Below are 10,090 nucleotides of genomic sequence, written 5' to 3' on the forward strand. Positions count from 1 at the left end.
GCTGAACACACCGGCGACCACCGAAGGGCAGTCATGCGGATCCTGCTGTTCACCGGCAAGGGGGGGGTCGGGAAGACGACGCTCGCCGCGGCCACCGCCGCGGCGCTGGCCGCGCGCGGCGGGAAGACGCTCGTGGTCTCCACCGATCCCGCGCATTCCCTCGGCGACGCCTTCGGCCGTGTCCTCGGCGCCGAACCGTCCGAAGTGGACAGTCTCTTGACGGCGGTGCAGATCGATTCCCGCACGCTCGTCGACAACACCTGGCACGAACTGCGTGACGAGCTGCGCTCCCTGCTGGCGGGAGCGGGGCTGGACACGCTCGACGCCGAAGAGCTGACCGTGCTGCCCGGCGTCGACGAACTGCTCGCGCTCACCGAGGTGCAGCGGCTGGCCGAACGCGGCCCGTGGGACACCGTCGTCGTCGACTGCGGCCCGACCGCCGAGACGTTGCGGCTGCTCGCGTTGCCGGAGGCCGTTTCGGGGTATCTCACCCGGGTGTTCGGCTGGCAGACCAAGGGGCGTCGCACGCGGGTCGCCGCGGCGGTGCGCAAGCTCGGCACGCATCTGGAGTCGTTGCGGGCGCTGCTCACCGACCCGGCCGTCACCACCGTCCGTCTCGTGCTGACGCCGGAACGCGTCGTCGTCGCCGAAGCCCGGCGCACGCTCAGCTCGCTCGCGCTGCGCGGCATCGCCGTCGACGGGCTGATCGCGAACCGGCTCATGCCCGCGCCCGGGTTCTGGCGGGGTTCGGCGGCGAACTGGGCCCGCACCCGACGCACCCAGCAGAACGCCGTGCTCGCCGAACTCGCCGAGGCCGGGTTCGGGCCCGATCTGGTCACCACGGTCGAGCATCGGGCGGCCGAACCGGTCGGGCTGCCGGCGTTGCTGGAGATCGCGCAGGAGCTGTACGACGGCTTCGATCCCTTGTCCGGCAACGGAAAGACGGTCACGCCGCTGCTGAAGGTCGTCGAGGACGGCGGTGGCTACCGGCTGCGCGTCGCGATCCCGCTGCGGCGGGACGCCGAAGTCGATCTCGCCCGCGTCGACGACGACCTGGCGATCACCGTGGACGGCTTTCGCAGGCTCATCGCCCTGCCGGAGACGTTGCGGCCGTGCCGGATCACCGGCGCGGAATCCGACGCGGACGGCCTGGTCGTGAGCCTGGCCGCCGGGAATCGGGAGCACGGGTGAGCGAACAGGACAACCCGGGCGGCGCCGAGGGGCTGCGGCTGGCCGAGGAGATCCGGCTGCTGGTCGAGCTGGTGGCCGAGCACGCCGCGCCGTGGCTGGAGGGCATCGTCAAGGCCGGGCACGGAATGTCCGAAGAGGACAGCGCGCAGGGGCCTGAGCAGCACGGGGAAGACACCCCGGGATGCGGCTGGTGTCCACTGTGTGCGATCGTCGCCGTTCTGCGCGGTGAACGACCCGCGCTCGAGGTGCTTTTTCCCGCCGAGAGCGCATCAACACAGTTCGTCGCGCGGCTGCTCGAACAGGCCGCCCAGCTGGTGGCCCTGCTGCGGGCGGTGCTCGCGGACCGGTGGGAGCCGGAGGACGGCGTGCACATGCCGGGGTTCCACCCCGCGCGGCGCGAGCCGGAGCCCGCCGGGGCCCCGGCCTCGCCGAGGGTGCAGCGCATCACGGTCCGCAAGCGGGACAACTGGCAGGCGGAGCGGGAGTACTGAGCGGTGCGGACGATCGGGGTGGACGTCGGCGGGACGAGCGTCCGAGCCGGTGTCGTGGACGAGCGTGGCTCGATGCTGGACACAACGCGGGTGGCGACGCCGAGCGAGGAAGGTCCCCTGGAGGACGCCATCGCCGGGGTCGTCGAGACGCTCCGCAACCGGCACGAGGTGGCCGGGGTGGGGCTGGCCGTCGCCGGGTTCGTCGCGCGGGACCGCCGCACGGTCATGTTCGCGCCGCATCTGGCCTGGCGGGACGCGCCGGTCGCCGAACGTATCGAAAAGCGCGTCGGCCTGCCGGTGACGCTGGAGCACGACGTGAACTCCGCGGTGGTCGGCGAACACCGGTTCGGTGCCGCGCGGGGCGCCCAGGTGGCCGCGCTGGTGGCGCTCGGCACCGGGATCGGTGCCGGGCTGCTGCTCGACGGGAAGATCTACCGCGGCGCGTACGGCGTCGCCCCCGAACTCGGTCATCTCACCGTGGTGCCGGGCGGCCGGGCCTGTCCGTGCGGGAAGTACGGCTGCTGGGAGCGGTACTGCAGCGGGACGGCGCTGGCGGCGACCGCGGTGGAGCTGCTGGCGCGGTATCCGGGCCGCTCGACCGTGCTGGCCCGCGAGGTCGCCGGGGACCCCGGCTCGATCACCGGCAGGCGGGTGGCGGGCGCCGCCCGCGACGGCGACCCGATCGCCCAGCGGGCCATGGCGGAGCTGGCGAAATGGCTCGGCGAGGGACTCGCGCTGGTGGCGGACGTGTTCGATCCGGAGATCATCGTCATCGGCGGCGGGGTGTCGGAATCCGCGCCGCTCTTCCTCGACGAGGCCCGCGAGCACTACGCGGGCGCGATCACCGGCGCCAAGTACCGGCCGCTGGCCCGGATCCGGACCGCGCACCTGGGCGACGACACCGCGATCGTCGGCGCGGCCGCGCTGGCGATGGACGTCGCGAAGGCTGACGATTCGCAGGTCGGTGTGTCACGGTAGGAGGATGACTACCCTCCCCGCGAACGTGTTCGTCCGCTGTTCGTGCGGCAGGCTGCACTGGGGCAGGCACGGCGCGGCGGGGCTGCTGCTGTCGGATCCCGGGCGCGGGGTGCTGCTGCAGCGCCGGGCGTGGTGGGTGCATCACGGGCGAACGTGGGCGCTGCCCGGCGGCGCGCTGGAAGCGGGGGAGACCCCGCGCGAGGCGGCCGTCCGCGAGGCGCACGAGGAGGCCGCGGTGGCGCCCGGCACGGTTCGCGCGTTGTCGGCGTCGGTGCTGGAACACGGGGATTGGCGCTACACCACGGTGGTCGCTTCGGTGACCGGGACGATCGAGGAGCGGGTGGCGAATTCCGAGAGCGCCGAACTGCGCTGGGTCCGCCCGGACGACGTCGCCGGGTTCCGGCTGCACCGCGACTTCGCCGCGGCGTGGCCGGGTTTGCGCACTCAGCTGGACCGGACGCTGGTGCTCGTCGTCGACGGCGCGAACGTCGTCGGTTCCCGGCCGGACGGCTGGTGGCGCGACCGGTTCGGCGCCGCCGTCCGGCTGCGCGACGAACTCGCGTCGCTGACCGAGACCGGCCTTCCGGACACCGTCGTGGGCGGCGGGGCCGGGCAGGACTGGACCTGGTGGCCCCGCGTGCTCCTCGTCGTGGAGGGCAAGGCCCGCGGCGTCGAACCGATCCCCGGCGTCGAGGTCGTCGACGCCGAAACCGACGGCGACTCCGCCATCGTCGCCCTCACCCGCGACCTCCGCGCCCACCCCGGCAACCACGTCGTAGTCGCCACCGCCGACCGGGACCTCAAGTCCCGCGTCATCTCCCTCGGCGCCACCATCCTCGGCCCCGCCACCCTCCTCGCCGAGCTACGCCCCTGATCACGCGAGTTACGCCCCCAATCACGCGAGTTGTCCATTCAGGTACGCGAGATCTCCATCCAGGTACGCGAGTCGTCCGTTCAGGTACGCGAGATCCCGTCCCGCATCTCCGACACCAGCGACGCCACCACGGCCTTGAGACTCCCGTTGTGCTGCCGGGCCACCGCCCGCTGCCGCTGGTAGCTCGGCCCGTACCGCAGGATCGTCTCGACGTCCCGGAGCTCGCGCACGCAGTCCAGCCGCCGGGCCACCGGTTCCAGCCGGTCGAGCAACACGCAGACGTCCTCGGTGACGAGCCGCTCCCGCCCCCGCGCGTCGAGGATGACGATCGCGTCGGTGCCGTAGCGCGCCGCGCGCCACTTGTTCTCCTGGACGTGCCACGGCGGAAGCGTCGGCAGCACCTCGCCGTCGTCGAGCCGGGTGCTGAAATCCTCGACCAGACACTGCGTCAGCGCCGCGATCGCGCCGACCTCCTCCAGCGTCGGCAGCCCGTCGCACACCCGCATCTCGATCGTCCCGAGCCGCGGCGAGGGCCGGATGTCCCAGCGGATCTCGGAGAAGTCGTCGATCACGCCGGTGGTGAACATGTCGGCGACGTAGTCCTCCAGCTCCGGCCACTTCGTGAACTGGAACGGCAGGCCCGCGGTCGGCAGCTGCTGGAACATCAGCGCCCGGTTCGACGCGTACCCGGTGTCCTCGGCGCCCCAGTACGGCGAAGACGCCGACAGCGCCTGCAGATGCGGCGCGTAGATCAGCAGCGAGTCGAGGATCGGGAGCACCTTTTCACGGTGCTCGACGCCGACGTGCACGTGGACGCCGTAGACCAGCATCTGCCGTCCCCACCACTGGGTCCGGTCGATCAGCTTGGCGTAGCGCGCCTTGTCGGTGACCTTCTGCTGGTACCAGCTGGAGAACGGATGCGTCCCGGCGGAGAACGGCTCGACACCGAACCGGTCGCACACCGCGTGCACGGTGTCCAGCGTCCCGCCCAGATCGGCCTTCACCTCGCCGACCGTCCGGCAGACCCCGCTGATCACCTCGATCGTGTTGAGCAGCAGCTCCTGCTTGATCTTCGGATGCTCGCCGCCGTCCTCCGGCCGGACGGCTTCGAGGACGCGTTCGGCCACCGAGGACAGCTCGCCGCTGCGCCGGTCGGCCAGCGCCAGCTCCCACTCCGCGCCGACCGTGGACCGGCGGGACGGAGTGAACTCGACGTGCATGCGGGGTTCCCCCGGTCTGGTCAGACCTGGGCGCCGTTGCTGGGATCGGCGCCGGGCGGGGGACCCTGCCGGACGCGGAGCAGCAGCAGCGCGATCGCGGTCGCGAGCGCGAGGATCCCCAGCGGGGTGGCGACCGTCTGGCTGATCCCGATGAAGCCAGGGATGATCAGCAGGAGCAGTCCCACGATGAACAGCAGCAGCACGACGAACGCGCCCTTGCGCGGACGCGGCAGCGGCGGCGGCTCCGGGGGCACGAAGTGCTCGTCGTCGGACGCGGGGTCCTCGGAGAACATCGTCTTGTCCCAGTTCGTCCCGCCGCCACGCCAGCCCGCGTCGGCCGTCCCCGTCGAGCCCGTCGTCTCCGGTTTCGGCGGATCGAGTTTCAGCTCGGCGGTGTCGATGGCGTCGTCGACGGTGTCGACCGTCTCGTCTTCGGATAGCAGGCCGACACCCTCGGCCCGCAGATCGGCGACGATCTCGGCGAACGTCGCGTCGACGTCTTCCGGCCCATCCTTGCCTGGCCCCCGGCTCATCTGGCTTCCTCCGTCAGCCCCGCTCGGATCGAGTGCGCGAACTCGACGCTGCGGGTGAAGATCAGGTCCGCGTCGTGGTCCTGGGTCGCGACGTGGAAACTGTGTTCCAGTATGACCTCGGTGGCCGCGGTGCTGCCGATCTCGTTCAGAATGATCTTCGCGTTCACCGGTTCGACGACATGATCTACGGCCGAGTGCAGCAACAGCACCGGCTGGGTGACCTTCGGCAGCTCGGCCCGGACGATCGCCCAGAGCTTCGCGAGGCTCGCGGCGGCGCGCACCGGCGTCCGGGAGTAGGCCAGTTCGGTGACCCCCGGCTTGGCGATGTCGTTCGAGATCGCGGCGACCGACGGGATGGTCCGCGCCAGCAGCGGGAGGAACTTCGCGTCCCTGCGCAGCGTCGTCACCGACGGGTTGACCAGGACGATCCCGGCGATCGCGGCGCCGAACTCCTCGGCAAGCCGCAGCGTCAGCGTCCCGCCCATCGACAGCCCGGCGACGAACACGATCGGGCACTCCGCCTTGAGCGCCAGCAGTTCCTCGCGGACCCGGCCGTACCAGTCCTGCCATCCTGTCCGGTTCATGTCCTGCCACCGGGTGCCGTGCCCCGGCAGGAGCGGGCAGCGCACGGCGTACCCGGCCGCCGCCAGGTGCTCGCCCCAGGCGCGCATGCTCGCCGGAGTGCCGGTGAACCCGTGGCACAGCAGGAATCCGGCGCCGGTGGAACCGGGGTGAGCGAACGGCTCAGCGCCGGCGAGAACGCCCATGCGATCGCCTTCCTCCTCCATCGGTGTGGGCCATCTATGTTCGCACGGCCCGGCGGCGTTGTGGGCGTCCGGCCACCGCCCGGATCCCGGCCGGGGCGCTGTGAGATCGGTCGCTGCCGCCGGGTAACCGGGTGGCTCGCGTTGTGCTAGGACGTCCTAGCTTCGTACTCTGGTACGTCGGACTGGGTCGGACTCGGCCGAGCTTGGGTGAGGAGACGGAGCGGCGTGCTGTACTGGCTGGCGAAGTTTGTGTTCATCGGACCGCTGCTCAAGCTGCTGTGGCCGACCAAGGTCGTCGGCGCCGAGAACATCCCGGAGTCCGGGGGCGCCATCCTCGCCGGCAACCATCTCGCCGTCGCCGACTCGTTCTTCATGCCGCTGCGGGTGAAGCGGAAGGTGACTTTCCCGGCCAAATCGGAGTATTTCACCGAGCCCGGTTTCAAGGGCCTGCTGAAGAAATGGTTCTTCACCGGCGTCGGGCAGTTCCCGATCGACCGCTCCGGCGGCAACGCCGCGCAGGCCGCGCTGGACACCGCGATCCGGCTCGTGCGCAACGGCCACCTGCTCGGCATCTACCCGGAGGGCACGCGCTCGCCGGACGGACGGCTGTACAAGGGCAAGACCGGCGTCGCCAGGATCGCGCTGGAATCCGGGGCGGTGGTGATCCCGGTCGCGATGGTCGGCACCGACAAGGTCAACCCGATCGGCTCGAAGATGTGGTGGCCGCGCCGCCTCGAGGTCCGGTTCGGCAAGCCGCTGGACTTCTCGCGCTACGAAGGCCTTTCGGGCGACCGGTTCATCGAGCGCTCCATCACCGACGAGATCATGTACGCGCTCATGGAGCTGTCCGGCCAGGAGTACGTCGACATCTACGCCGCCAAGGCCAAGGAGCTGCTGGCCGCCGACGCCGCCGGAGTGCGCCCCAAGGTGCCGTCGCAGCCGTCCGCGTCCGACGCCGCCCGGGTGCCCGACAGCAAGGTCGGTTGACCGACTAGGGTTCCCCGGTGCGTTTTTTCTACGACACCGAATTCATCGAGGACGGCGTGACGATCGACCTGGTGTCGATCGGTGTCGTTGACGAACGTGGCCGCGAGTTCTACGCGGTCTCCACCGATTTCGACCCCGCCAAGGCCGGGCCGTGGGTCCGCGAGAACGTGCTCCCGAAACTGCCGTCGCCGGGGGATCCGGCGTGGCGCAGCCGAGAGCGCATCCGGACGGATCTGCTGGAGTTCCTGGGCAAACCGCCCGGCGGGATCGAGCTGTGGGCCTGGTTCGCCGCGTACGACCACGTCGCGCTGGCCCAGCTGTGGGGCCCGATGCCCGCGCTGCCCCGGCAGCTTCCCCGTTTCACCCGCGACCTGCGGCAGCGCTGGGAGGACGCGGGCAAGCCGAAGCTGCCCGCCGCCCCCGCCGACGCCCACGACGCCCTCGCCGACGCCCGCCACAACTACGTCCGCTGGCAGGTCATCGAGGAGGTCTGGCGCCGCCGCCCCGCCAACTCCCGCCCCTGACCCGCGGCACTCAGCGGCGGGTGCGGACGGCCTCGGCGAGGGCGTCCAGCAGGTCCGCGGTGGTGTCCCAGTCCATGCAGGCGTCGGTGATGCTCTGGCCGTAGGTCAGCTCGTCACCGTGGCCCAGCGAGAGATCCTGGCGCCCGGCGGCGAGGAAGCTCTCCAGCATCAGACCGGCGATGCCGCGCTCCCCGGCCCCGATCCGCCCGGCCAGCTCGCGGACGACCTCGGCCTGCCGGACGTGGTCCTTCCCGCTGTTGCCGTGGCTCGCGTCGATGATCACCCGCTCCGCCAGCCCGGACTTCCGCAGCCGTGCGAGGGTGTCGGACACCGTCGCGGCGTCGTGGTTCGGCCCCGCCGAGCCGCCGCGCAGGATGACGTGGCAGTCCGGGTTCCCGGACGTCGTGAGCAGCGCGGCCAGCCCGTCGGAGTTGATCCCGGCGAAGACGTGGCTCGCCGCCGCCGCGCGGGTGGCGTCCACCGCGACCTGGACGTCGCCCTCGGTCGAGTTCTTGATCCCCACCGGCATCGACAGCGCGCTGCACAGCTGCCGGTGCACCTGGCTCGCGGCGGTCCGCGCGCCGATCGAGCCCCAGGTGACGACGTCGGCGATGAACTGCGGGGTGATCGGGTCGAGGAACTCGCAGCCCACCGGCAGGCCGAGCGCCGACACGTCGAGCAGCAGCCGCCGCGCCATCCGCAGGCCCTTGTTGACCGCGAACGTCCCGTCGAGGTCGGGGTCGTTGATCAGGCCCTTCCAGCCCAGCGTCGTGCGCGGCTTCTCGAAGTACACGCGCATGACGACGTGCAGCTCGCCGCGCAGTTCCTCGGCCTTCGCGGCCAGGCGGCGGGCGTAGTCGAGCGCGGCCTCGGTGTCGTGCACCGAGCACGGGCCGACGACGACGAGCAGCCGGTCGTCCCGGCCGTCGAGGATGTCGACGGTCTCCGCGCGGCCCTGGTGCACGACCTTCGCCACCGCCGCGTCGACGGGATGGTCCTCGCGCAGCAGGGCGGGGGAGATGAGCGGGCTGATGCTCGTCGTGCGCCGCGCGTCCAGCGGCGTGACGTCGGCGGGCCCGGCGGTGAGAGACAGCGGTGAGAGAGACACTGCGGGTGGTTCCTTCCTGATGGACACCGACCCCGCGAGAACCACCGAGCCGGTCGCGATTCCGGCTCGGGGTGGGACTCAGCGCAGGTTCACGCCGCCGTGCCCACCCGGGGCCGGCTTCGTAAACCAGAAATAGCGCTGCATGGGCGCCACCCTAGCAGAGCGCCGGAAGGGGAGTACCGATTCCCCTTGTGGTCCGCCCTGCACCGATCAAGACGGAAGCCGCTACCCTGGCGTCGCAAGGCGAAATGTGACTGTCATCTCCACGAACCACAGGACATACACGGAGGCTTCAGATGCGTGTCGGGGTGCTGACCGGCGGCGGCGACTGCCCGGGGCTCAACGCGGTCATCCGCGCGGTGGTGCGCAAGGGCATCGAGGTGCACGACTGGGAGTTCGTCGGCTTCCGCAACGGGTGGCAGGGTCCGCTCACCGGCGAGAGCAAGCCGCTGGGCCTCCGCGACGTCGAGGACATCCTCACCAGGGGCGGCACGATCCTGCGGTCCTCGCGGACCAACCCGTACAAGGTCGACGGCGGCGTCGAGAAGATCAAGAAGGTGCTCGCCGACCAGGGTGTCGACGCGCTGATCGCGATCGGCGGCGAGGACACCCTCGGCGTGGCGAAGCGGCTCACCGACGACGGCGTCGGCGTCGTCGGCGTGCCCAAGACGATCGACAACGACCTGGGCGCCACCGACTACACGTTCGGTTTCGACACCGCGGTGTCCATCGCCACCGAGGCGATCGACCGGCTGCACACCACCGCCGAGTCGCACCACCGCGCGCTGGTCGTCGAGGTCATGGGACGGCACGCGGGCTGGATCGCGCTGCACTCCGGCCTCGCCGGCGGCGCGAGCGTGATTTTGGTGCCGGAGCGGCACTTCTCGGTCGAGCAGGTCGTCTCCTGGGTCGAACGCCGCTTCGAGAAGGAGTACGCGCCGATCATCGTCGTCGCCGAGGGAGCGCTTCCCGAGGGCGGCGAGGAGAAGCTGCTCACCGGCGAGAAGGACGCCTTCGGGCACGTCCGGCTCGGCGGCATCGGCACCTGGCTGGCCGACGAGATCGCGCACCGCACCGGCAAGGAGTCCCGCGCGGTCGTGCTCGGCCACGTCCAGCGCGGCGGCACGCCGACCGCGTACGACCGGGTCCTGGCCACCCGCTTCGGCCTGCACGCGGTGGACGCCGTCGCGGACGGCGACTTCGGCGTCATGGTCGCCTTGAAGGGCACCGACATCGTCCGGGTGAAGCTGTCCGAGGCCACCGCGGAACTCAAGACCGTCCCGGCCGAACGCTACGAAGAGGCCGAGGTCTTCTTCGGCTGAGCAGCGCCAAATGCCGTTAAGGCCACCTTACGGGCGTCAGACGCCCGTAAGGTGGCCTTAACGGCACGTCCCCGTCAGATCCGCGCCAGCACGTC

General features: G+C 71.2%; 11 protein-coding genes. 7 read left to right on the plus strand and 4 right to left on the minus strand.

Annotation, left to right across the window (positions count from 1 at the left end; all coding sequences use genetic code 11):
- The first annotated feature begins 33 nt into the window (after positions 1 to 33).
- From ACFW0G_RS41610 to ACFW0G_RS41625, 4 genes are read left to right on the plus strand one after another with little or no spacing between them, the layout of a single operon-like run.
- Positions 34 to 1,191 carry an ArsA family ATPase gene (locus tag ACFW0G_RS41610; RefSeq protein ID WP_378331089.1) on the plus strand — a complete coding sequence of 386 codons (1,158 nt, stop codon included), beginning with the start codon at positions 34 to 36 and terminating at the stop codon, positions 1,189 to 1,191.
- Positions 1,188 to 1,682 (plus strand): hypothetical protein, encoded by a 495-nt coding sequence (locus ACFW0G_RS41615; protein WP_378331058.1) that lies wholly within the window; start codon positions 1,188 to 1,190, stop codon positions 1,680 to 1,682. Before ACFW0G_RS41610 ends, ACFW0G_RS41615 begins: the two co-directional genes overlap by 4 nt.
- An 18-nt stretch (positions 1,683 to 1,700) precedes the next feature.
- A complete protein-coding gene (locus tag ACFW0G_RS41620) occupies positions 1,701 to 2,660 on the plus strand; it encodes an ROK family protein (RefSeq protein WP_378331090.1) in 960 nt (319 codons plus the stop codon).
- A 4-nt stretch (positions 2,661 to 2,664) separates the two neighbouring features.
- A complete protein-coding gene (locus ACFW0G_RS41625) occupies positions 2,665 to 3,534 on the plus strand; it encodes an NUDIX domain-containing protein (protein WP_378331059.1) in 870 nt (289 codons plus the stop codon).
- Positions 3,535 to 3,614: 80 nt separating this feature from the next.
- On the opposite strand, the gene ACFW0G_RS41630 is transcribed toward ACFW0G_RS41625, so the two are convergent.
- Genes ACFW0G_RS41630 through ACFW0G_RS41640 form a run of 3 tightly spaced genes read right to left on the minus strand, consistent with a single transcriptional unit; the run spans position 3,615 to position 6,054 of the window.
- Positions 3,615 to 4,754: a glutamate--cysteine ligase gene (locus ACFW0G_RS41630; protein ID WP_378331060.1), complete on the minus strand. Its 1,140-nt coding sequence runs from the start codon at positions 4,752 to 4,754 to the stop codon at positions 3,615 to 3,617.
- Between the two features lie 20 nt (positions 4,755 to 4,774).
- Positions 4,775 to 5,287 carry a hypothetical protein gene (locus tag ACFW0G_RS41635; protein WP_378331061.1) on the minus strand — a complete coding sequence of 171 codons (513 nt, stop codon included), beginning with the start codon at positions 5,285 to 5,287 and terminating at the stop codon, positions 4,775 to 4,777.
- Complete coding sequence (locus tag ACFW0G_RS41640) at positions 5,284 to 6,054, minus strand: alpha/beta hydrolase (RefSeq protein WP_378331062.1); 771 nt, start codon at positions 6,052 to 6,054, stop codon at positions 5,284 to 5,286. Before ACFW0G_RS41640 ends, ACFW0G_RS41635 begins: the two co-directional genes overlap by 4 nt.
- 225 nt (positions 6,055 to 6,279) lie before the next feature.
- Here ACFW0G_RS41640 and ACFW0G_RS41645 point away from each other — a divergent pair, with 225 nt between their 5' ends.
- Together ACFW0G_RS41645 and ACFW0G_RS41650 are read left to right on the plus strand one after the other, a co-directional pair.
- Complete coding sequence (locus ACFW0G_RS41645; RefSeq protein ID WP_378331091.1) at positions 6,280 to 7,041, plus strand: lysophospholipid acyltransferase family protein; 762 nt, start codon at positions 6,280 to 6,282, stop codon at positions 7,039 to 7,041.
- 17 nt (positions 7,042 to 7,058) lie between these two features.
- Positions 7,059 to 7,565, plus strand: coding sequence for a polyadenylate-specific 3'-exoribonuclease AS (locus ACFW0G_RS41650; protein WP_378331063.1), 507 nt, complete (start codon positions 7,059 to 7,061; stop codon positions 7,563 to 7,565).
- Positions 7,566 to 7,575: 10 nt separating this feature from the next.
- Here ACFW0G_RS41650 and ACFW0G_RS41655 read toward each other — a convergent pair whose 3' ends face one another.
- Positions 7,576 to 8,658 carry a 3-deoxy-7-phosphoheptulonate synthase gene (locus ACFW0G_RS41655; RefSeq protein ID WP_378331092.1) on the minus strand — a complete coding sequence of 361 codons (1,083 nt, stop codon included), beginning with the start codon at positions 8,656 to 8,658 and terminating at the stop codon, positions 7,576 to 7,578.
- A gap of 311 nt (positions 8,659 to 8,969) precedes the next feature.
- On the opposite strand from ACFW0G_RS41655, the gene ACFW0G_RS41660 reads away from it, so the two are divergent.
- Complete coding sequence (locus ACFW0G_RS41660) at positions 8,970 to 9,995, plus strand: 6-phosphofructokinase (RefSeq protein WP_378331064.1); 1,026 nt, start codon at positions 8,970 to 8,972, stop codon at positions 9,993 to 9,995.
- Positions 9,996 to 10,090 lie beyond the last annotated feature (95 nt).

The organism is Amycolatopsis sp. NPDC058986 (assembly GCF_042741125.1).
GTDB lineage: Bacteria > Actinomycetota > Actinomycetes > Mycobacteriales > Pseudonocardiaceae > Amycolatopsis.